We start from the raw sequence: 21,886 nt of genomic DNA on the forward strand, positions 1-21,886 counted from the left end.
GTTTCGCCAGGAGACAACTCGGCGCTACTGTTGTACCGATCGCCTGATCCGCGCCGCGGCCACCCTGGAGGAAGCCATGACCGCCACTGATCCTCGTTCCGAGGTCCGAGACTGGTCCACGGACTTCGACATCCTCGACCCCGACTACGTCGCCGACCCGGCGCCGGTGTGGGCCGAGCTGCGGGAGCGCTGCCCGATCGCCCACACCGACCGGTACGGGTCCACGTGGCTGCCCACCCGGTACAACGACTTGGCCGCCATCGCCCACGACGTCGAGCACTTCTCGTCGCGGGACATCGCCGTCATCACCCCGGGCCGCGAGCTCAACCCGGAGGCGGCGATCATGCTGATCGCGCCGCCCATCACGTCGGACCCGCCGGTGCACACCTGGGCCCGCCGCATGCTGCTGCCCCGCTTCGGGCCGAGCCGCATCGAGGAGCTCACCCCCATCACCCACGCCCTCGCCGACGAGCTCATCGACGGCTTCGCCGCCACCGGACGCGCCGACGCGGCCCAGGACTACGCCCAGCACATCCCGGTGCGGGTCATCGCACGGATGCTTGGCGTGCCCCTCGAGGACGAGGACATCTTCACCAGCTGGGCGGTCACCATCCTCCAGCAGGGCTTCCAGAACATCCAGGGTGCCACCGACGCCGTCTTGGAGGTCATCGACTACTTCGGAGCCAAGCTCGACGAGCGCGAGCGGGTGCCGGAGAGGGAGCGACCCGACGACCTCATCACCATGCTGGTGGAGGCTCGCCACGAGGGAGACCCGCTGGACGATCGCCACCGCATCGGCAGCTGCTTCTTGTTGCTGCTGGCCGGCATCGACACCACATGGAGTTCGATCGGCTCGGGGCTGTACCACCTGGCCTCGCGCCCGCAGGACCAGGCGCGGCTGCGGGCCGAGCCCGAGCTGATGACCTCGGCGATCGAGGAGATCCTGCGCTTCTACAGCCCGGTCACCATGGCCCGCTACGTGGCCGAGGACACCGAGTTCAACGGGTGCCCGATGCGCAAGGGCGACAAGATCCTCATGGCGTTCCCCGCCGGCAACCGCGACCCCGAGCACTTCGACCGCCCCGACGAGTTCGTCATCGACCGCCAGCGCAACCGGCACTTCGCGTTCGGTTCCGGCATCCACCGCTGCCTCGGCTCGAACCTGGCCCGCATGGAGCTACGGGTGGCGATCGAGCGCTTCCTCGACCGCATCCCCACCTTCGAGCTTGCCGACCCGGGAGCGGTCACCTGGAGCGGCGGCCAGGTGCGGGGCCCGCGCTCCGTGTCGGTGCGCTGGTAGACCGGCGCCCGACGGAGGGGGAGTGACCATGATGATGCCGCCGGACGCCCGGATCCCGATGCTCGACGCCGACGACGCCCGGGCAGCTGCCGCCCGGGTCGGGGTGCCCGAGAGCATGGCCGACCTGTCCGTGTTCAAGGTGCTCCTTCGCCACGAGGACCTGGCGGCGCGAGTGAACGGGCTGCTCCACCAGCTGCTGTGGAACGGCACGCTCGACGCCCGCCTGCGTGAGCTGGTCATCATGCGCATCGGCTGGTGTCAGGGCTCGATGTACGAGTGGACCCAGCACTGGCGGGTCGCCCGCATGCTCGAGATCCCCGAGGACGACCTCGTCGCCGTGCGCGACTGGAAGGCCAGCGATCGCCTGAGCCGCGCCGACCGCGCCGTGCTCGCCGCCACCGATGAGACCCTCGGCGCCGGAGCCATCAGCACCGCGACGTGGGCCGAGCTGGAGGCCACCGTCCCCGACGAGAAGGCCCGGATCGAGGTGGTGATCGCCATCGCCAACTGGTCGATGTTCGCCCAGCTGCTCCGGTCGCTCGAGGTGCCGCTCGAGGAGGGCGTCGACCCCTGGCCCCCAGACGGTGCCGTGCCCGAGCCGGCCCGGACACCGGTGCGCAGCGAGTTGGAGCTCTGATCGCGGCATCCCGCTCCGTGCGTGCTCTTCCGTGGCGGCTGGGGTACGTTCCGCTCCGTCCAGCGGTGAGGCAGGGGAGCCGATGGTCCGCATGACGAGCCAGGAGCGCGACCGCCACGTCGATCTGGTGGAGCAGGCGTGCCACCAGCTTCGAGCGGCCGTCGGCGCCGAGCGGGTGTCGATCTGGGTCCTCGACGACCACGGCCGGGCCATCTCACCGCTGGTGTCGGTCGGCCCGTCGGCGCCCGCGTCGAACGTGGCCCGCCGGTGGTCCCGCTACCCGCTGGAGCACATCGGCCCGTTCCGCGACGCCGTGTCCACGAGGGCGCCGGTGCTGCTCCGCGACCTGGCCGCGGCCGACGTGCCCCCCGGCCTGGGCGAGGACTTCGCCATCACCTCGGCGTGGACGACGGCGCTCGAGGTGGGCGGCGAGGTGCTCGGCGTGGTGGTCGTCGAGCCCGGTGACGCCGGTGAGCGGGTCGACGGCTCCCCCTGGATCGATGCGCTCGCCCGATCGCTCAGCGCGGCGCGGGGCTGGTACCTGGCCGACCGGCGCAAGGCCGAGCTCGACCTGCTCCTCGACCTGACCCGGGCCGCGTCGGCGACCGACGATGACGGCGGCGCCATCGCCCACCTGTGCCAGCGCCTCGCCGCCAGCCTCGGCGTTCGGCGCGCGTGCCTGTTCGTCATCGACGACGGCGCGCTGGTGAGCGCCGAGGCCCACTTCGCCGACGGCCGCCGGGATCCGGAGCTGATCCGCGCCTTCCTCACCGAATCCGTGCTGCCCGCCCTGCTCACCGAAGCGGCCCGCCTCTGGCACACGGTCGTGATCAACCAGGGAGCGCGCGACTCCCTCGGCGATTGGGCCGACCGGTTCGAGATCGGCTCGGGCGTGGCCGTCCCCATCGGCACGCGCGCGGAGCCGCTCGGCGTGTTCACCCTGGACGACGCCGAGGAGCGGCGCTTCGGCCCCCGACTGGTGAGCCTCGCCGAGGCGGCCGCCACGCAGTTCGCGCTCCTGTACGAACGGGCACGGTTGCTGGACGAGCAGGCCCGCACCGCCCGGGCCGGCGAGGCCGTCCGACGCCTCCTGCGGGAGGGCACCCGCGCCGTCACCGCCGAGGCGGCGGTCGAGGTCGTCGCCCGAGTCGGGCTGGAGGCCCTCGAGGCCGAGCACGCCACCGCGCTGCTGTTCGACGGCGACGGCACCATCGAGGACGTCCACACCGTGGGCATCCCTGCGCCGTTCGACGAGGAGGTCCGGCGGCGGTGCCTCGGCCTGCGCGTCGGTGACCTGGCGCTCGGTCGCACGGTCAGGGAGCGGCGCCGTCCGGTCGCGGTGGACGACGCGCGTAACAGCGGGATGCTCCCCGCCGAGCTGTTCGACGGCATCCCGGCGCGTTCCTACGTGGCGATCCCCCTCTCGGCCGGCGAGACCCTGCGCGGCGGCGTGATCTACAGCACCAGCACCCGCCGGCGCCGCTGGTCCGAGGCCGACCGCCACCTGGTCGAGCAGCTCGTCCTCGAGTGCGACCTCATCATGGAGAACGCCGTCCTGCGCGAGGCCGAGGCCGGACGGTCCGAGCAGCTGGCGCACCTGGCCATGCACGACGTCCTCACCGGGCTGCCCAACCGGGTGCTGCTCGAGGACCGCCTCGACGCCGCCCTCCGGGCCGCGGCCCGCACCGGGACCCGGGTGGGCGTCCTCTTCGTCGACCTCCGACGGTTCAAGGACGTCAACGACCGCTTCGGCCACGACGCCGGCGACGCCGCCCTCGCCCAGCTCGCCGCCCGCTTCGTCGATCTGGTGCGGCCGAACGACACCGTCGGGCGCCTGGCCGGCGACGAGTTCCTGGTCGTCCTCCCCGACGTGTGCGCCGAGGCGCTGGCCGGCGTGGCCGAGCGCATCTGCGTCGCCGCCGACGAGCCGGTCGAGGTGGGCGGCCACCACCTCCGGGTCGGCGCGAGCGTGGGTGCGGCCATCGGCGGCCCGGGCACCCCACCCGACGAGCTCATCCGGGCCGCCGACGGTGCCATGTACGTGGTGAAGCGCCAGACCGGCACCGGATGGGGCGTGGCCGACGAGCTCGCCGGCTCCGCCGGCTCCCCGGGCGCCGGCTGAGCGACGCCCGGGGAGTGGTGGCCCGGTCAGGCCGTGGCCGTGGCGTGCTCTTTCAGGCGCTTGTAGTCGACCTTGCCGTTGGGGGCGCGGCCGATGGTGTCGACGGTGATCACCCGGCGGGGTGCTTTGTAGGCGGCGAGGCGCTCGCGGACGTGGTCGATGATCTCCTGCTCGGCGGGGGCGTCGGCCTTCGGCTCGACGACGGCGACGATCATCTCCCCGAACCGCTCGTGGGGCACGCCGACCACCACGGCGTCGCGCACGGCGCCGTGGGTCTTGATCGCCTCCTCGACCTCCTCGGGGAAGACCTTCTCGCCGCCGGTGTTGATGCACACCGATCCCCGGCCGAGGACCGTGACCCTGCCGTCCTCCTCGAGCACGGCGTAGTCGCCCGGGCAGGAGTAGCGCTTGCCGTCGACGGTGATGAAGGTGCGCGCCGACTTCTCTGGGTCCTTGTAGTAGCCGATCGGCTGGCGGCCGCCGACGGCCAGGCGGCCCATGACGCCGGGCTCGGTGATCCGCTGGTCCTGCTCGTCGACCACGATCGTGTTCAGGCCGGGCTCGAACTTGGCGGTCTTGGCCGCCTCCCCGCCGCCGGACACCGACTGGCCCATGCCGAGGGCCTCGGACGACGAGAAGGCGTCCATGAGGAACATCTGCGGGTTGTGGCGCAGCAGGCCCTGCTTGGTCCCCTCGCTCCACATGACGCCGGAGGAGGTCATGGCCATGAGGGACGACAGGTCCCAGCGGCCCTCGTTGGCGTCGAGGGCGCCGAGGATCGGCTTGGCGAAGGCGTCGCCGACGATGGCGATGGCGTTCACGCCCTTGGCCTCGACCTCGTCGAGGAGCTCCTCGGGGGAGAAGTGGCGGCTGGGGAGCAGCACGATGCACCCACCGGCGGAGAGCACCGAGAAGGTGGTGAAGGCGCCGGTGCCGTGCATGAGCGGGCAGGCGGGCATGCCGACCGCGCCGGGGTTCTCGAACATCGTGTCGAGCACGGCCGGGTCGCGCTCCTCTGGGAGGGGGGTCCCCAGGGTGCCGCACAGGATGATGACCAGGTCGTCCTGGCGCCACATCACGCCCTTGGGCATGCCGGTGGTCCCGCCGGTGTAGAGCATGTAGAGGTCGTCGCCGTCGCGCCCGTGGTCGGGGATGACCCGCTCGGTCTGGCGGGTGGCGGCGTCCTCGTACGGCGTGGCCCACTCGGGGCAGGGGCCGGTGCCGTCGTCGACCCACAGCCAGGTCTGCACCTTCGGCACCCGCTCGCGGATGGCCTCGATGGTCTCGACGAAGCAGCCGTGGAACACGACGGCCACCGCATCGGCGTTGTCCCACAGGTAGACGAGCTCGTCCTTGGTGTAGCGGTAGTTGGTGTTGACGGGGACGAGCGACGCCTTGAAGCAGGCGAACACCGTCTCGAGGTACTCGGGGCAGTTGTAGAGGTACTGCACGACCTTGTCCTGCTTGCCGGCACCGGCGTTGAGCAGGGTGCGGGCGATGCCGTCAGCCCGGCGGTCGGCCTCGCTCCACGTGACCGTCCGGTCACCTTGCTTGGCGAAGGGTGCGTCGGGCAGGTGGTCGGCCGCAGCCTCCCAGATCTCGGCGAAGTTCCAACCGGGCATGTCGGGTCGCTCCAGGGTCTCGGGTGTCGGATGTGGTGTGAACGGTCGGCGCGGCGGCGGGGCCGCCGTGGCCGGTGTCAGATGGCACGGTCGCGTCCGTGCCAGTAGGCGTCGCGCAGCTTGCGCTTGTAGAGCTTGCCGGTGGGTAGCCGCGGCAGCTCGTCGAGGAACTCGTAGCGCTTCGGGCACTTGTACCCGGCGATGTGCTCGCGGGTGAAGGCGCGCAGCTCGGCTTCGAGGTCCTCGCCCGGCTCGACGCCCTCGGCCAGCTGGACCGCGGCCATCACCGACTCGCCCATCTCGTCGTCGGGGATGCCGAAGACGGCGACGTCGGCGACCTTGGGGTGCATGATCAGGCAGTCCTCGATCTCCTGCGGGTAGATGTTCACCCCGCCCGAGATGATCATGAACGCCTTGCGGTCGGTGAGGAACAGCCAGCCGTCCTCGTCGAGGTAGCCGACGTCGCCGAGGGTGGTCCAGCCGTGGCCCTTCGGGTCCTTCGAGCCCTCGGTCTTGTCCGGGGCGTTGTGGTACTCGTAGGGCGGCCCGCCGCCGAAGTAGATGGTGCCGGCCTCGCCCGCCGGCAGCTCGTTGCCCTCCTCGTCGAGGATGTGGATCTCGCCGATCAGCGGCTTGCCGACCGTGCCGGGTCGCTCCAGCCACTCCTCGGGCTTCACCAGGCAGAAGCCGTTGAGCTCGGTGCCGGCGTAGTACTCCCACAGCACCGGGCCCCACCAGTCCATCATCTGCTGCTTCACCTCGACCGGGCACGGGGCCGCCGCGTGGATGGCGACCTGCATGGACGACAGGTCGAAGCGCTCGCGCTCCTCCACCGGCAGCTTGAGCATGCGTACGAACATCGTGGGCACCCACTGCGACAGCGTGGCCCGGTGCTCCTCGATGAGCCGCAGCGCGTCGACGGGGTCGAACTTCTCCATGATGACCGTGGTGCCGCCCATCGACTGCACGCCGAGGTTGAACCCTATCGGAGCCGAGTGGTAGAGGGGGGCCGGGGAGAGGTAGGTGGTGTCGGCGTTGGCGCCGAACACCCCGCCGAGGAGGCCGGCGATCAGCATCCCCTCGTCGACCTTCTTGCCCGACAGCGGCCGCTTGATCCCCTTGGGTCGCCCGGTGGTCCCGGAGGAGTACAGCATCATCTCGCCGGCCTGCTCGTCGTCGAGGCGCTCGGTCGACATGGCCGAGATGGCGTCCACGTAGGGCTCGAACCGAGGGTCGGGGTCGCCGATGAGCAGCGGCAGCGAGACGTTCGGCGCGTCGCGCAGCGCCTCGGCGGCGACGTCGGCTTTCGCCGTGGTGGTGACCAGGGACCGGCTCCCGGAGTCGTCGAGGATGTACGCCACCTCCTCGGCCGACAGGTAGCTGTTGATGGTGGTGATGTACAGCCCGGAGCGCAGCGCCGCCCACATCACCTCGAGGAACCGGGCGTTGTTCTCGCTGAAGATGGCGACGTGGTCGCCGGGGCCGAGGCCGTGGTCGCGCCAGAGCCTGGCGAGCTGGTTGGACCGCTCGTCGAGCTCTCGGTAGGTGACCACCTCGCCGGTGCCCCCCATGATCAGCGCGGGCTTGTCCGGTGTGGTGGCTGCGTGGACTCCTGGATACATGGTTCCCCCGGGGTGGTGGTCGGTGTCAGTCGTCGGCGGGCCGGAACACCGGGAGGCGACGGCCGTCGGAGAGCTCCTCGGACCAGTCCACCGCCACACGCTGGTCGCAGCGCAGCGAGCTCGGATCGGCACCGACGATGTTGGTCGTCATCCGGATGCCCTCGTCGAGGTCGACCAGGCCGACGACGTAGGGCACCTCGTCTCCCATCATCGGGTTCCCGGGCTTGCGCATCACGTTGAACGTGTAGATCGTGCCGGTGCCGGCCAGCGGCTCCCAGCGGAGGTCCGCTGACAGGCAGTGCGGACAGGCTTCGCGCGGGTACCAGACGAAGCCGTCGCACGACCCGCAGCGCTGGGCGACGGGCTCCTCGGGGCGGGTGGCCTCCCAGTAGGGCTCGGCCAGGGGCGTGACGGGGGGTTCGATGCGTGGCATCGGGTCTCCTATCGGGTGGCTTCGGTGCCGAGGACGATGGTGGACGTGCACGACAGGACGCCGCCACAGCCGTTGGCCACGGCGATCTCGGCCCCCTCGACCTGGCGGTCGCCGCACTCGCCTCGGAGCTGGCGGACCGCCTCGACGAGGACGAACATGCCGTACATGCCGGGGTGGGTGTAGGCGAGGCCGCCGCCGTTGGTGTTGGTGGGCAGCGACCCTCCCGGGCCCAGCCGCCCGTCGGCGACGAAGCGCCCTCCCTCGCCCTTGGGGCAGAAGCCGAGGTCCTCGAGGGTCATGAGGGCGGTGATCGTGAAGCTGTCGTACAGCTCGACCACGTCGACGTCGTCGGGCGTGATGCCGGCCATGGCCATGGCCTGCGGGCCGGACACAGCGGCACCGGTGGTCGTCACGTCCCCCATCTGGGAGATCGACATGCCGTGGGTGTGGGCGGTGCCGGCGCCGAGCAGGTACACGGGTGGGCGGGCCAGGTCACGGGCCCGAGCGGCCGAGGTCACCACGAGCGCCCCGGCGCCGTCGGTGACGAGGCAGCAGTCGAGCTTGTGCAGCGGCTCGGCCACCATCGGCGACGCGAGGACATCGTCGATGGTGATCGGGTCCTGGTGGTAGGCGTTGGGGTTCTTCACCGCCCACTCCCGGAACGACACCGCGATCTGGGCGAGCTGCTCGGACGTGGTGCCGAAGTCGTGCATGTGCCGCTGGGCGGCGAGGCTGTAGCTGGCGGCGGGCAGCCCGAGACCGTAGGGCAGGTCCCACTGGACCAGCGCCGAGTCCTGGGCTCCGATGCCCGGGCCGCCGCCGGCGAAGGGGTTCCACCCGCCCCGCGGCGTCGCCGCGTACACGATCACCGCCACCTCGCACAGCCCGGCGGCGATGGCCGCGGCGGCGTGCTCGACGTGCACCTCGAAGCTCGAGCCGCCCGTCATCGTCGAGTCCGTGAACCGGCCGGCCACGCACGCCGAGGCGCTCGCCGAGCTCGAGCGAGCCCATCATCCCGTTGGTGGTCATGAGGCAGTCGACGTCGGCGATGGACAGGCCGGCGTCGTCGAGCGCGCCGCGGATGACCTCGACCTCCAGCTGGGCGTCCGTCCGACCGAGGGCCCCCGTGGGTGACACGGCATCGACGGCCCCGACGATGGCGGCAGCGCCGCGGAGATCGGTGGTCACGAAGTTCCTCCCGGGTGGGTCGTGGCTGGCCGGTCGGCCGAGGCGGCAGAACATAACACGAGAACCGTCTCGCGGGTCGGTCGAGCCACTGCGGCCCGATTTGGCCGCTATGAGCGGATCGCTCGTCGCTTCGAAGTACCTGTCGCACAGCTGAGAGCGGGTGATTCGATGTCGAGCCTCGGGCGTTGGTGCTTCCGGAACCGGCGGCGTGTGGTGCTGGCCTGGGCCGCCGCGCTCCTGGTCGTGGGCGTTGCCTCCCAAGTGCAGGGCGCGACGTTCCGCAACGACTTCCGGGGCCACGGGCGCCAACCCGGTGTAGGGCGACACGACGTCGCGGACGCCGTCGCGGGAGGCGACGTCGGCGAAGAACGACTCCATCGCGGCCCGCACGCCCGGGTCGTCGATGCTGGGCTCGGCCCGGAACGCCACGGCCAAGGGGTCGCCGGCGAACTCGGGGAAGCGCTCCTGCAGCAGATCGATGGCTCGCTGGGACTCGGAGTCCGCGACCCCGACCGGACCATCGCCATCGCCCAGGTCCGCCTGGAGGACTTCGGCCCCGAAGCCGACCCCGACCTCGTCCGGGGGATCATCGAGGACGCGACCCTGCTCTCGGAGCGGGCCGACCTGCAGGTGGACGTGGGCGGGCCCACCTGGCGGGAGGCCGCCGGGGTCGTGGTCGCCCTCGGGGTCCTCGTCGTCACCTTCGGCTGCCGATCGCCGTCGCCCTCGGCGGGCTGGGCGTGGGGATGGGCCTGGTCGTGCTGCTCACCCGGGTGATCGAGGTGTTCACGTTCGCGCCCGCGATGGCGGCCATGATCGGCCTGGGTGTGGGCATCGACTACGCCCTGTTCATCGTCACCCGGTACCGCCAGGAGCTCCGGGCCGGTCTGGAGCCCGCTGACGCGTGTGCCCGTCCCCTCTCGACCGCCGGCCGAGCCGTCGTCTTCGCCGGCGCCACGGTCGTCGTCTCCCTCCTGGGCCTGGTCCTCATGGGGGTGTCCATGGTGGTGGGCATGGCGGTCAGCGCCGCACTCGTCGTGTCGTGCACCGTGGTCGCCGCGCTCACGCTGCTGCCGGCGATGCTCGGGTTCATCGGCCCGTCCATCGATCGCTTCGCTGTCGGTCGGACGCGCCGGGTCGAGGAGGTGGCCACCGACAGCCGCTGGTACCGGTGGAGCCGCACCGTCCAGGCCCACCCGTGGCCGGCGATGGCCGTCGCCCTCGTGGTGCTCCTCGGGCTGTCCGCGCCCGTGCTCGCCATGGAGCTGGGTGGACCGCACTTCGGTGGCGGCCCCGAGACGCAGTCCAGCCGGCGGGCCTAGGACCTCGTCTCCGACGGTTTCGGCGACGGCTTCAACGGCCCGCTGCTACTGGTGGCCGAGCTGCCCGGCGGCCCGGCCGCGGCGGGCGACGTGCTCGGCCGGCTGGTGGGCGCCCTGCAGGGTGCCGACGGCGTGGAGCTGGTGGCCCCCCCATCCCCAACCAGGCCGGTGACACCGCGGTGCTGGTGGTGATCCTGGAATCCGCGCCGCACTCCACAGCCCCCCAGGACCTGGTGCAGCGCCTGCGCGACGACGTCGTCCCCGCCGCGGTCGGCGGGTCGGACGTGGTGGTTTCCGTCTCGGGAGTCACCGCGCTGTTCGCGGACATGGCCGACCTGTTCAGCCGCCGGCTGCCCGTGTTCATCGGCGCAGTACTCGTCGTGTCGTTCCTGCTGCTGATGGCTGTCTTCCGGTCGCTGCTGGTGCCCCTGAAGGCAGCGGTCATGAACCTGCTGTCCATCGGCGCCGCCTACGGGGTGGTCGTCGCCGTCTACCAGTGGGGATGGGGCGCCTCGCTGATCGGCGTCGACCGGCCGGCGCCGATCATGGCCTTCGTCCCCATGATGCTCTTCGCGATCCTGTTCGGGCTCTCGATGGACTACGAGGTCTTCCTGCTGTCCCGCATCCGCGAGGAGTACGACCGCAGCGGCGACAACGCCACCGCCGTCGCCGACGGGCTGGCGGGCACGGCACGGGTCATCACCGCGGCGGCGGCGATCATGGTGATCATCTTCGGCTCCTTCGTCCTTGGTGACGACCCGTTCGTGAAGATGTTCGGCCTGGGCCTCGCCGTCGCCGTGTTCGTCGACGCGACCATCGTCCGGATGGTGCTGGTGCCGGCCACGATGGAGCTGCGGGGCGACGTCAACTGGTGGCTGCCACGCTGGCTGGAACGGTGGCTGCCCGCGCTCGACCTCGAGGGTGGAGCGGTTGCCGCAGACCCGACGGGCCCGGCCGCCGATGCTCCCCGGCCCGCGCACGTCCGAGGGGGCGTGGTGGCGTGGCTCGAGTCGCTCACCGACGACGAGCGCGGTCGCGCCGCAGGTCACGTGGAGCGTGCGCTCGCCGACGGGGCCGTGACCGCAGCGGACCGCCACGGCAGCAGTGAGGTGGTCCTGCCTCTCGGTCGGCGGACCCGTCGCCTGCTGCTCACCCCGTCGCCGGAGGGGTACACCCTCGACGTGCGCTCCGGTCGCTCGGCGGAGGTGGACTGGCACTGGTCTGAGCTCCAGGACCAGCTGCTCCGCTCGGAGCCGGCCCGCGCCTCCTACGAGCAGGTTCGCGGCACGGCCCAGGTGGCCGACCTCCTCCGCTCGCTGCGCGAGGCCCGCGAGCTCAGCGCCTCCGACGTCGCCGAGCGGGCGGGCACCACGGTCGATGTCGTCGACCGCCTCGAGCGGGCCGATGGCTCCGTCGGGGTGACCGACCTGATCGGTGTCGGGCAGGTGCTCGATGCCCGGATCGACCTCGCCGGGAGCGGCGTCGACCGTGTGGAGGCAGGTGGAGCGGCAGGCCCCCCACCCGGCCCTCCGGTTCCGGGGTCCGTGCTCACCCGCCGCCGCGCTCGTCGGCCACCGCGCCCCGGAGCGCGTGCATGAGCGCCGGGGTCAACGAGGCGGCGATCTGATCGGGGGTCCGGCCGAAGTCGGGTCCGAGTGCTTCGGTGGCGAAGGCGGACAGCAGCACCGCCACCGTGTCGTGAACCCACTGCGGTGGTGCGCCGGTGCCGCCGGCCAGCTCCCAGGCGGTCGCCGTGAACCCGTCGACGAGCTGGCGGCGCGCCCTGCGCCGCGCTCGGGTGATCCGGGCGAGCTCGCCGTCGAGGGCCGCGCCCGAGGCGAGCTCGAAGTAGACCTGCCCGTGCTGCGCGTTCATCCGGTGCACCGCCGCTACTGCTGCGCCGAGCCACTGCTCGAGGGACTGCCCTGCCAGCGGTCGGGGGACGTGCTCGCCGTAGCTGCGCATCGACTCCTCGAGCGCCGCGGCCAACAGGGCTTCCCGCGTCGGGAAGTACCGGAACACGGTTCGCCGGCTCACACCGGCGGCGTCGGCCACGTCCTCGACCCGCACCGACAACCCGCGAGCGGCCAGCTCAGCCCGGGCGCCTCGCAGGATGCGTGCTCGGACGAGCCCGCGGTGGGCGTCCGCCGACGCTGCGCTGCTCGCTCCGTCCGCTGCCATCGATGCCACAATTGCACGGACGGCGCACCGCTCGCCGGCGCAGCGACGTCGCCGTCCCGACCGCGAGGGCGACGCCGCCACGAGGTTGCGTGCGGCGTGGCCGGCCGGAGCACCATCGAGTCGTGACCTGCAACACAGCTCCGGCCATGCACCTCACGATCGTGGGCAGCGGCCCGCCGGTCGTGCTCACGCACGGCTTCGCTGACGACTCCTCCACCTTCGACGCCCAGCTGGCCCCCCTGGCAGGCCATCGCGTGTGCCGGTGGGACCTGCCGGGGCACGGCCGCTCCTCGGTTGGCTCGGCGCTGGCGACGCGGGCCAGCGCCCTCGAGTGGCTGGACGTGGCGATCGATGCGGTGGGCGGCACTCCCGTCACGTTGGTCGGCCACAGCCTGGGCGGCTACCTCTCGCTCTGCCGCGCCGTGCTCGACCCCACCGGAATCGCCGGGTTGGTGCTCATCGCCACCGGCCCCGGGTTCCGGGACCCGACCAAGCGCGACGCCTGGAACGGGTACCTCGAGTCCTACGCCGACGGGCACGGCATCGAACCTGCCGTGCGCGGCATCGCCGAGCAGCCCGACAGCCTCGTGCTCGACGGGCTGGCCGGCATCACCGCCCCCGTGCTGGTGGTCGTCGGTGGGCGCGACGGCACGTACCGCGCCGGGAGCCGGATCATCGCCGAGGCGGTGCCCTCGGGCCGCCTGGTCGTCGTCGAGGGCGCCGGGCACTTCCCGCACCGCACCCACGCTGCCGAGGTGAACCGGGCGATCGTCGAGCACCTGGACCTCAGCGGGAGTCCCTGACGCCCCGGGGCGGGAGGACACCCGGTCCGCGCTGGAGAACGAAGATCCGGGTTTGTTGCGATGCAACAGCATCGTTGTACTGTTTCACTTCTTCGTCCCTGTAGCTGGAGTTCTCATGACCACCACGACCAGCGCATCGGCGCCGATCCAGACCAGGCGGATGGCATTCGAGGCGTCTCTGCAGGAGGTGCCTCGCCACTTCGGTGTCGACGGTGACCTCCTGTCCAGCCACATCGCCGCCTGCCTGTCGTCGGTGTTCCCCGACGGCGAGGACTTCTTCGTCCGCTCGGTCCGCCGCTTCCGCGACCAGGTCACCGACCCGGACCTCAAGCAGCAGGTCAACGGGTTCATCGGGCAGGAGGCCGTCCACGGCCGCGAGGCGAGATCGACCTGCTCGTCGTGGCGACCACCGTCGCATCGCGTCCCCGTCCCGCCGCGAGTCCGAGGCCGGGCTCACGGCGAGCGCCCTCGGCATCGCCGCCCACGTGTGCGACGTGTTCGGAGAGGCCCTGGCGGAGCGCCGGCGCGGTCAGGTGGTGGTCGTCGTTCCCGACACCGCGCTGCGGCCCCGCGATGCCACGGCCACGGCAGCCGCCGGTGCGCTGGCCCACGCCCGGCTCCGGCGGGCGGCGTGGCGGCGCCGTGGTGCTGGGCCGCCCGCCGGGACCGCGGCTTCCTGCTCGTCGGCGCGCGAGCCCGCTGCGCCCGGCCCTTCGGTCCCGCCGTCCCCGTCGCGGCCGACGTGCTCGCCATCCGCCCGTCCCGCACCGGGCGGTCGGCCTCGTGAGGCGGCTCGCCCTGCGCCTCGCCGGCCGCTTCGGCTGGCGGTTGGCCCGCCGTCGCGTCCGTCGGGCCGTGCCGTGGGTGGTCGTGCCCGCGTCGCTGGGCGCCGGGGCGGTGGCGGTGCCCGCCGCCGCGGGTGCGCTGGCGGTCGCCGGCCGCCGTCGCCGGCGGCGTGCCGATTCGTGCGGTCCCCACTGCCTGACCCTTCCCGAGGGCCGAGGCGACGTGATCACCACCGCCGACGGCGCCGAGCTCGCGCTGCACGTCGCCGGCCCCGCCGACGGGCCCTTGGTCGTGCTCGTCCATTGCTGGACCGGCGCCAAGGAGCTGTGGGCCCCGACCGCCCGGCGACTGGTGCACCTCGGGCACCGCGTCGTGCTCTACGACCAGCGCGGGCACGGGTCGTCCACCTGGGGCGACGGGGTGTCCGACGTCGACCGGCTCGGCGACGACCTCGCGACCGTCCTTGCGCACGTCGACGCCCTGGACGCCGTGGTCGCCGGCCACTCGATGGGCGGCATGTCCATCCAGGCCTAGGTGGGCCGCCACCCGGCCGACGCTGCCGGCCGGCTGGCGGGCGCGGTGCTCGTGGCCACTGCGGCGCGCACCGTCGGGCGCGATCTCCCCGCGGTGCTGGCCGAGCGCGTGCTCGGCGACCTGTCGCCGGCCTGGACCCGCACCGGGCGGATCGGCACGTCGCTGGCCCGCCGGTCCCTCGGCGCCGGCGCCCACCCCGCGCACGCCGTGGCCGTGCGCGACCTCCTCCACGCCACCCCCGGATCGGTGCGCGTGGCGTGCCTCCTCGCCATGGCGCGCATGGACCTCGTCGGTCTGGCCGGAGCGGAGATCCCCGCGACCGTGCTGGTCGGGAGCCGGGACCTGCTCACCCCGCCGCGCTCGGCCCGTGCCCTGACGTCGGCGTGGCCGGGCGCCGAGATGACCATGCTGCCCGGTGCCGGCCACATGCTGCCGATCGAGCGTCCTGACGACGTCGTCGAGGCGATCCTCGCCCGGATCCCGCCCGCCCGACGCCCGCCACGAGACGGTGGCCGGCAGCGCCATGCCCTTGCGGGAGTGGGGCACGCCGTCAGCGGGGTCGGGGATCTCGCAGATCATGAGGTACTCGCCCGGGTCGGCGCCCTCGATGGTGAGCAGTGCGACGAGCCGGGCATCAGCGCCTGCATGCCGCCGATGGCGGAGAACGGCGGCGGGCCCTGGGCCCCGCCCTCGAAGTAGGCGGCCACGTCCTGGCCGGTCTTGCCGTCGCCCAGGTGCAGCAGCGTCATCTCGTGGGCCTGCGCCTCGGAGGTGTTGACCACCTCGACCACGCCGGAGGCGGGCAGCTCGTTGGCGTCGTAGCCGAAGTCGACCATGTTCACGGTGACGTCGGGCTCCGGCAGCTCGCCGGTCTCGCCCTCGGCCGGACCGACCTCGAAGGCCTCGACCATGCCCTTGGCCAGGTGCGGCACGCCGTCGGGGCCGGCGATGAAGCAGAGCATCACGTAGGTGCCCTCCTCCAGGTCGACCAGCGCGTCGGCGCTCGACTCCGAGCCCGGGTCCACCACGCCGGTCCCGGGCGGCGCGGCGATCCTGCGGTCCGCGGTCAGGTTCCGGTGAACTGCGGCGGGCGCTTCTCCATGAACGCGAGCGGACCCTCGACGGCGTCCTTCGACCGGAACACCGGACCACCGACCTCGGACTCGATGCGCAGGGCCTCCTCCAGGCTCGTGCCCTCGGAGCGGCGGACGGCCTCCTTGACGGCGCGCACCGCGATCGGGCCGTTGCCGGCGATGCGCCGGGCCAGGTCGAGGGCGCGGTCGAGAACCTGCTCGCGTGGCAGCACCTCGTTGACGAGGCCGATGCGCCACGCCTCCGCCACCGGCATGGGCTCGCCGAGCAGGAGGATCTCCATGGCCTTGGCCCGGGGAATCTGACGGGGGAGCCGACTGACCCCGCCGCCGCCGGGGATGAGGCCGCGGGCCACCTCGGTGAGGCCCACGGTGACGTCCTCGGCCGCGACGCGCAGGTCGGTGGCCAGCACCAGCTCGGTGCCCCCGGCGAGGGCGTCGCCCTGGATCGCCGAGATCACCGGCTTGTCGAGCACGAAGCCGCGGAGCAGGCCGTCGGCGAAGGCCTCCTTGTCGGAGAGCAGGGCCTCGTCCCACTCGTCCTCCGGACCTCGCTGGCGGGTCATCAAGGTGATGAGCCGGCCCAGGTCGGCGCCGGCGCAGAACGCCTTCTCGCCAGCGCCGGTGAGCACCGCCACCCGGATGGAGTCGTCGTCGCGCACCTGGCGCCACGCCTGCGCCATGCGCACGAGCATCTCCGGGCTCAGGGCATTGCGCTTCTCCGGGCGGTTCATGGTGAGCACGGCCATGCCGTCGCGCACGTCGAGGAGCAGGTGGGGGTCGGTCACGGGGGGCCTCCGGGTCAGGGGGCGGGACGGCGGTTGGTGCGCACGTCCCGGAACGGGATGTCGGCGTCGACGGAGGGCTCCTTGGGCAGGCCCAGGACGCGCTCGCCGATGATGTCGTGCTGGATCTCGTCGGTGCCCCCGGCGATGGACTGCCCGGGGACCGAAACCAGCACCTCAGCCACGATGCCGCCCTCCAGCGAGTCGGGCCCGTCGAGCATGGCGTGGGCGCCGGCCACGTGGCTGTGGGCGGCGGCCGCGGCCCGGGCGATGGCGCTGCCGTGCAGCTTGCCGAGCGACCCCTCCGGCCCGGGCCGGCCGGCCTTGCGGGCCGCGCCCGCCCGCTGGGCGGTGAGCTGGGCGGCCCGCTGCAGGGCGTGCAGGGCGGCGATCTCCTGGCGCAGCACCGGGTCGCCGGCGCGCCCCAGCCGCTGCGCGACCGGTGCCACCAGGTCGGCCCGCCCGGCCCGCTGCGGGTACCACTCGTACGTCTTGAGGTACTCGGCCGCCTCGGCCGCCGCCTCCTCGCGGGTGCGGCCACCACCGCCGGGCGGCAGCGAGCCGAACAACCCGGCGGCCAGGCCGCGCTCGTGGGACAGTGTGGTGCGAGCCACGCCCCAGCCGCCGTGGAGCTCGCCGACCAGGTTCTCGTGCGGCACCCGGGCCTCGTCGAGGAACACCTCGTTGAACGACGCCCGCCCGTTCATCTGGCGCAGCGGCCGGACGACCACCCCGTCTTGGCGCATCGGGAAGGCGAAGAACGAGATGCCCCGGTGCTTGGGTACGTCGGGGTCCGTGCGGGCCAGGAGCATCCCGTAGGCGGCGTGGTGGGCGCCGGTGGTCCACACCTTCTGGCCGGACACGATCCACTCGTCGCCGTCGCGGCGGGCGTGGGTGGTGAGCCCGGCCAGGTCGGACCCGTTGCTCGGCTCGCTGAACAGCTGGCACCACGTGTCGCGACCGGTGGCGATGCCGCGCAGCAGGCGCCGCTGCAGCTCCAGCGACCCGTGCTCCAGCAGCGTGGGCGCGGCCAGCGCCATGCCGACGCCGACGGCCGGACCCACCGCCCCGGCGGCGCGCAGCTCCTCGGTGGCGGCCCGGGCCAGGTCGGGCGGCAGGCCCCGGCCGTAGCGGTCGGGTGGCCAGCCCGGGCAGCCCCAGCCGGAGTCGACGAGCAGGTCCCGCCACTCGGCGAGCGGGCGCTCCGGGTCCCAGGTGGCGTCGAACCACGCCCGCACCTCGGCCCGGACCTCGTCGGCCGACGGCTGCTCCACGGCCGCGGCCGTGCTCGCAGGATCGGCGCTCATGCCGTCATGGTCAGCGACGCCCGGGTCACCCGTCCGGCGTCCTGGTCGACGAAGGCCTCGTTGATCTGCTCCAGCGGGTAGTCGACGACCACGTGGTCGAGGGGCAGGTCGTCGACGTGGCGGTCGAGGAAGCCGAGCGCCCGCTGCAGGGAGGGGGCGTCGTAGGCGGCGACCGCCTCGACCCGCACGTTGGCCATCACCAGGAACCCGGGGTCGAGCTCGAGCGACGTGCCCGGGTAGAAGGTGCCGATCTCCAGGTAGCGGCCGCCGATGCCCACCATGCGCAGGCCCTCGCTGATGGCGTCGGGGCGGCCGACCAGCTCGCACACGACGTCGGCGCCCCACCCGCCGGTGAGGTCCTTCACCGCCGCCACTCGCTCGTCGGGGCTGGTGACCTCGCGCATGTCGATGGTGTGGTCGGCGCCCATGCGCCGGGCCAGGTCGAGCCGATCGGACAGGGCGTCGATGACGATCACCGTCTCGGCGCCGCGGTCGCGAGCCACCGCGGTGGCGTACACGCCGAGGCCGCCGGCGCCCTGGATGACCACCCGGTCGCCCATGCCCATCTGCACCCGCTCGAGGCCCATGATCACCTGGGCCAGGGCGCAGTTGACGCCGGCGACCATCGTGTCGGTGACCCGGTCCGGCACCTTGTACACCGCCATCTGCGGGGTCAGGTAGAAGTAGTCGGCGTAGGCGCCCCGGAAGTACGGGAACTCGGTGGGCTTGCCCTGCAGGACCTTGAACGACCGGCTGCACGCCTCGGTCATGCCCCGCGTGCACGACCGGCACCGCCCGCACGGCGCGAAGTACTGGTAGGCGACGCGGTCGCCCTCGGCCAGCGGGTTGCCGGTCCAGTCGGTGGTGACGCCGGCGCCGAGCGCGTGCACCACCCCGGTCATCTCGTGGCCGATGATGCGGCCGTCGGCGCGGGCCATGGCCGACAGGTAGCCGTCGCCCCGCCAAATGTGCAGGTCGCTGCCGCAGATGTTGGCCCGCGTCACCCGCACCACCACCGCGCCCGGCTCCGGCTCCGGCACCGGCAGGTCGACGAGCTCCAGGGGCGTGCCCGGCCCGAAGAACAGGGCGGCCCGTCCGGTGGTGGTCATGTGCTGGTCCCCCTCTGGTCGGCGCCCGCCGGCGGCAGCCGTGCCGGGCCGCAGTATCGACCTGGCACCCGCAGGTGTCAAATGGCTCCGGCACCCTTGCGACCGGCACCCGGCTGGGGCATGCTCGGTGGCACTCCAGGGTGCCAACCGGGCGCCGGAGCGAGCACGGGGGACACGCTCATGAAGGTCGACTACCCGATCATCTCGGCTGATTCGCACATCACCGAGGCGCCGAACACCTACACCGACTACATCGACGCGGCGTGGCGTGACCGAGCTCCCCGCCTCGTCGACGGCGGCGAGAAGATGGGCGACATGTTCGCCGTCGAGGGATCGGCGGTGCCGATCCCCATGGGGCTGGTCGCCGCCGCTGGCAAGGACCCCTCCGAGATCCGCACGAAGGGGACGCGGTTCGAGGAGCTGCACCGGGGAGGCTGGGACCCGACGGCCCGCCTCGCCGAGCAGGACGCCGACGGGGTCGCCGCCGAGATCATCTACCCGACGGTGGGGATGGTCCTGTGCAACATCGACGACTACGACCTGAAGAAGGCGAGCTTCGACGCCTACAACCGCTGGATCGCCGAGTACTGCTCGCACGACCCGAACCGCCTCCTCGGTTGCGGCCAGACGGCGATGCGCTCGCCGGAGGAGGGCATCGAGGACCTCAAGGCCATCAAGGCCCTCGGCCTGCGGGGCGTGATGATGCCGGGCCTGCCGGCGGTGGAGGACTACGACTCGCCGGTGTACGACGAGTTCTGGGAGACGGCGATCGAGCTCGACCTGCCGCTCAGCTTCCACATCCTCACGACCAAGAGCGACAAGACCCGGGGCCCGGCCATCTCCAGCTTCCTGTCCATCGTGCGGGGCTGCCAGGACATCATGGCCATGCTCGTGTTCGGCGGCGTCTTCGAGCGCCACCCAGGCCTGAAGGTGGTGTGCGTCGAGGCCGACGCCGGCTGGGTGCCCCACTTCATGTACCGGATGGACCACGCCTTCAACCGGCACCGCTACTGGCTCAAGCCCGGCGCCGACCTGCAGCGCCTGCCCAGCGAGTACTTCGCCGAGCACATCTACGTGACCTTCCAGGACGACTGGACCGCGTTCCGCTTCGCCGACGCCATGAACTGGAAGCGGCTCATGTGGGCCAACGACTTCCCCCACAGCGACTCCACGTGGCCGTGGTCGCAGGAGCTGCTCGACAAGCACACCGCCCAGCTCAGCGACGAGCAGACCAAGGCCATCCTCAGCGACAACGTCGCCGAGCTCTACGGCATCGACACCTCGACGCTCACGACCACCGCCTGACATGTCCGCCCACGACCTCGTCATCCGGGGCGGCACCGTGCTCGACGGCACGGGGGCAGCCGCCCGCACCGCCGACGTCGCCGTCGACGGCGACCGCGTCGTCGCCGTCGGCGTCGTCGGCGGGCGGGGTGCCCAGGAGATCGACGCCGATGGCGCGCTCGTGCTGCCCGGCTTCGTCGACATCCACGCTCACTACGACGGCCAGGCGACGTGGGACAACCACCTCGCCCCGTCCTCGTGGCAGGGCGTCACCACCGTGGTCATGGGCAACTGCGGTGTCGGGTTCGCACCCGTGCGCCCCGCCGACCACGATCGCCTCATCGAGCTGATGGAGGGCGTGGAGGACATCCCCGGCGCCGCCCTCCACGAGGGCCTGAGCTGGGAGTGGCAGTCCTTCGGCGAGTACCTGGAAGCCGTCGACCGGATCCCCCACGACATCGACGTCGGCGCCCAGGTGCCCCACGGCGCCGTGCGCCTGAACGTGATGGGCGAGCGGGGTGCCCAGCGCGAGCCGGCGACACCGGAAGAGATCGAGCAGATGGCGGCGCTGGCCGCCGAGGGCGTCGCCGCCGGCGCGCTCGGGTTCACCACCTCCCGCACGATGAACCACCGCACCAGCCGGGGCGAGCCCACGCCCACCCTCACCGCGTCGGCCGACGAGCTGGTGGGCATCGCCCGAGCCCTCGGCGGGCTGGGGCGCGGGGTGCTCCAGGTCGTGTCCGACCACATGAACACCGACGAGGAGTTCGCGACGTTCCGGCGCATGGTCGCCGAGTCCGGGCGGCCCCTGTCGTTCTCGCTCGTGCAGAGCCCGTTCGAGCCCGAGGGCTACCGCACGGTGCTCGACCGCATCGACGCGGCCCGGGCCGACGGGCTGGCCATCACCGCCCAGGTCGGCACCCGCGCCGTCGGGCTCCTGTTCGGGCTGCAGTGCACGCTGCACCCGTTCCTGAGCAACCCGGTGTTCGCCGAGATCGCGTCGCTGCCCGTGCCCGAGCAGGCCCGGATCATGGCCGACGACGGGTTCAAGGCACGGGTGCTCGAGGCGGCCGGGGGCGACAAGGTCCGCAAGCTCGGCGGCGGCCTCATCGGCCGGTTCGACGCCATGTACGAGCTCGGCGACCCGCCCGACTACGAGGCCGACGCCTCGCAGAGCATCGCCGCCCGCGCCGCCCGCGAGGGTCGCTCGGTCGAGGACTTCGTGTACGACCTGCTCATCGCCGACCAGGGCCGCACCCTGCTGTACCTGCCGGCGCTCAACTTCGCCGGCGGCAACCTCGACGCGGTGGGCGAGATGCTCGCCCACCCGCACACCGTGCCCGGCCTCGGCGACGGCGGCGCCCACGTGGGCACCATCTGCGACGGCAGCTTCCCCACCACGCTGCTCACCCTGTGGGGCCGCGACCGCAACCACTGCCGCCTGGACCTGGCGTACCTGGTCCGCCAGCACTGCTGGGACACGGCCCGCACGGTGGGCCTGGAGGACCGCGGCGTGCTGGCCCCCGGCTACCGGGCCGACGTCAACGTCGTCGACTTCGACCACCTCCGGGCCCGCCGCCCCGAGGTCCGCTACGACCTGCCCGCCGGCGGCCGGCGGCTGCTGCAGCGGGCCGACGGCTACCTCCACACCGTGGTCGCCGGCGAGGAGACCTACCGTGGCGGCGAACCCACCGGCGCCCTGCCCGGCCGCCTCGTGCGCGGCCCGCAACCAGCGCCGGCCTGAACGACCCCTGGAGGAA

At 72.6% G+C, this 21,886-nt stretch carries 20 protein-coding genes and 1 pseudogene; 12 read left to right on the forward strand and 9 right to left on the reverse strand.

Annotated elements, in window-relative coordinates:
• The first annotated feature begins 76 nt into the window (after positions 1-76).
• The 3 genes from GH723_RS02255 to GH723_RS02265 all read left to right on the forward strand — a co-directional run bounded on the left by GH723_RS02255 (position 77) and on the right by GH723_RS02265 (position 4,059).
• Positions 77-1,300 carry a cytochrome P450 gene (locus GH723_RS02255; RefSeq protein ID WP_153758127.1) on the forward strand — a complete coding sequence of 408 codons (1,224 nt, stop codon included), beginning with the start codon at positions 77-79 and terminating at the stop codon, positions 1,298-1,300.
• A 34-nt stretch (positions 1,301-1,334) separates the two neighbouring features.
• Positions 1,335-1,937 (forward strand): carboxymuconolactone decarboxylase family protein, encoded by a 603-nt coding sequence (locus GH723_RS02260; protein WP_407650259.1) that lies wholly within the window; start codon positions 1,335-1,337, stop codon positions 1,935-1,937.
• Between the two features lie 91 nt (positions 1,938-2,028).
• Positions 2,029-4,059 (forward strand): diguanylate cyclase domain-containing protein, encoded by a 2,031-nt coding sequence (locus GH723_RS02265; RefSeq protein ID WP_229022974.1) that lies wholly within the window; start codon positions 2,029-2,031, stop codon positions 4,057-4,059.
• A 26-nt stretch (positions 4,060-4,085) separates the two neighbouring features.
• Here GH723_RS02265 and GH723_RS02270 read toward each other — a convergent pair whose 3' ends face one another.
• The 4 genes from GH723_RS02270 to GH723_RS02285 all read right to left on the reverse strand — a co-directional run bounded on the left by GH723_RS02270 (position 4,086) and on the right by GH723_RS02285 (position 8,683).
• Positions 4,086-5,681, reverse strand: coding sequence for an acyl-CoA synthetase (locus GH723_RS02270; RefSeq protein WP_153758129.1), 1,596 nt, complete (start codon positions 5,679-5,681; stop codon positions 4,086-4,088).
• 77 nt (positions 5,682-5,758) lie between these two features.
• Positions 5,759-7,303, reverse strand: a complete 1,545-nt coding sequence (locus tag GH723_RS02275) for an AMP-binding protein (RefSeq protein ID WP_153758130.1) — start codon at positions 7,301-7,303, stop codon at positions 5,759-5,761.
• Positions 7,304-7,328: 25 nt separating this feature from the next.
• Positions 7,329-7,736 (reverse strand): Zn-ribbon domain-containing OB-fold protein, encoded by a 408-nt coding sequence (locus tag GH723_RS02280; protein WP_153758131.1) that lies wholly within the window; start codon positions 7,734-7,736, stop codon positions 7,329-7,331.
• Positions 7,737-7,744: 8 nt separating this feature from the next.
• Positions 7,745-8,683 carry an acetyl-CoA acetyltransferase gene (locus GH723_RS02285; RefSeq protein ID WP_229022975.1) on the reverse strand — a complete coding sequence of 313 codons (939 nt, stop codon included), beginning with the start codon at positions 8,681-8,683 and terminating at the stop codon, positions 7,745-7,747.
• 10 nt (positions 8,684-8,693) lie between these two features.
• Here GH723_RS02285 and GH723_RS18635 point away from each other — a divergent pair, with 10 nt between their 5' ends.
• The 4 genes from GH723_RS18635 to GH723_RS02300 all read left to right on the forward strand — a co-directional run bounded on the left by GH723_RS18635 (position 8,694) and on the right by GH723_RS02300 (position 11,844).
• A complete protein-coding gene (locus GH723_RS18635) occupies positions 8,694-8,870 on the forward strand; it encodes a hypothetical protein (protein WP_229022976.1) in 177 nt (58 codons plus the stop codon).
• Positions 8,871-9,092: 222 nt separating this feature from the next.
• Entirely contained in the window at positions 9,093-9,701 is a 609-nt protein-coding gene (locus GH723_RS02290; RefSeq protein ID WP_153758132.1) for a hypothetical protein, read from the forward strand.
• Positions 9,671-10,246: an MMPL family transporter gene (locus tag GH723_RS02295; protein ID WP_153758133.1), complete on the forward strand. Its 576-nt coding sequence runs from the start codon at positions 9,671-9,673 to the stop codon at positions 10,244-10,246. The genes GH723_RS02290 and GH723_RS02295 overlap by 31 nt, the downstream gene beginning before the upstream one ends.
• 179 nt (positions 10,247-10,425) lie before the next feature.
• Complete coding sequence (locus tag GH723_RS02300) at positions 10,426-11,844, forward strand: MMPL family transporter (protein WP_267471329.1); 1,419 nt, start codon at positions 10,426-10,428, stop codon at positions 11,842-11,844.
• On the opposite strand, the gene GH723_RS02305 is transcribed toward GH723_RS02300, so the two are convergent.
• Positions 11,795-12,427, reverse strand: a complete 633-nt coding sequence (locus GH723_RS02305; protein ID WP_153758135.1) for a TetR/AcrR family transcriptional regulator — start codon at positions 12,425-12,427, stop codon at positions 11,795-11,797. The genes GH723_RS02300 and GH723_RS02305 overlap by 50 nt on opposite strands.
• A 122-nt stretch (positions 12,428-12,549) precedes the next feature.
• Here GH723_RS02305 and GH723_RS02310 point away from each other — a divergent pair, with 122 nt between their 5' ends.
• From GH723_RS02310 to GH723_RS18640, 3 genes and pseudogenes are all read left to right on the forward strand, one after another.
• Positions 12,550-13,230 (forward strand): alpha/beta fold hydrolase, encoded by a 681-nt coding sequence (locus tag GH723_RS02310; protein WP_195210472.1) that lies wholly within the window; start codon positions 12,550-12,552, stop codon positions 13,228-13,230.
• A gap of 160 nt (positions 13,231-13,390) precedes the next feature.
• Positions 13,391-14,017, forward strand: coding sequence for a metal-dependent hydrolase (locus GH723_RS02315; RefSeq protein WP_229023240.1), 627 nt, complete (start codon positions 13,391-13,393; stop codon positions 14,015-14,017).
• 290 nt (positions 14,018-14,307) lie between these two features.
• Positions 14,308-15,003 (forward strand): annotated as a pseudogene (locus GH723_RS18640) (alpha/beta fold hydrolase); the annotation flags it as partial.
• Between the two features lie 122 nt (positions 15,004-15,125).
• On the opposite strand, the gene GH723_RS18645 reads toward GH723_RS18640, so the two are convergent.
• Genes GH723_RS18645 through GH723_RS02340 form a run of 4 tightly spaced genes read right to left on the reverse strand, consistent with a single transcriptional unit; the run spans position 15,126 to position 18,842 of the window.
• Positions 15,126-15,575: a hypothetical protein gene (locus GH723_RS18645; protein ID WP_229022977.1), complete on the reverse strand. Its 450-nt coding sequence runs from the start codon at positions 15,573-15,575 to the stop codon at positions 15,126-15,128.
• Positions 15,576-15,616: 41 nt separating this feature from the next.
• Positions 15,617-16,429, reverse strand: a complete 813-nt coding sequence (locus GH723_RS02330) for an enoyl-CoA hydratase-related protein (protein ID WP_153758140.1) — start codon at positions 16,427-16,429, stop codon at positions 15,617-15,619.
• Between the two features lie 14 nt (positions 16,430-16,443).
• Positions 16,444-17,733, reverse strand: a complete 1,290-nt coding sequence (locus GH723_RS02335) for an acyl-CoA dehydrogenase family protein (RefSeq protein WP_153758141.1) — start codon at positions 17,731-17,733, stop codon at positions 16,444-16,446.
• The gene (locus GH723_RS02340) at positions 17,730-18,842 is read right to left on the reverse strand and encodes a zinc-binding dehydrogenase (protein WP_153758142.1); all 1,113 of its coding nucleotides are present in this window, start codon (positions 18,840-18,842) and stop codon (positions 17,730-17,732) included. Before GH723_RS02340 ends, GH723_RS02335 begins: the two co-directional genes overlap by 4 nt.
• Before the next feature lie 180 nt (positions 18,843-19,022).
• Between GH723_RS02340 and GH723_RS02345 the strand changes: the two genes are divergently transcribed.
• Both GH723_RS02345 and GH723_RS02350 read left to right on the forward strand, forming a co-directional pair.
• Positions 19,023-20,147 (forward strand): amidohydrolase family protein, encoded by a 1,125-nt coding sequence (locus tag GH723_RS02345; RefSeq protein WP_153758143.1) that lies wholly within the window; start codon positions 19,023-19,025, stop codon positions 20,145-20,147.
• Position 20,148: 1 nt separating this feature from the next.
• On the forward strand, positions 20,149-21,870 hold the full coding sequence (locus tag GH723_RS02350) for an N-acyl-D-amino-acid deacylase family protein (RefSeq protein WP_153758144.1): 1,722 nt from the start codon (positions 20,149-20,151) through the stop codon (positions 21,868-21,870).
• Positions 21,871-21,886: the final 16 nt, after the last annotated feature.

Origin of the sequence: Actinomarinicola tropica (assembly GCF_009650215.1) — a bacterium.
Lineage (GTDB): Bacteria > Actinomycetota > Acidimicrobiia > Acidimicrobiales > SKKL01 > Actinomarinicola > Actinomarinicola tropica.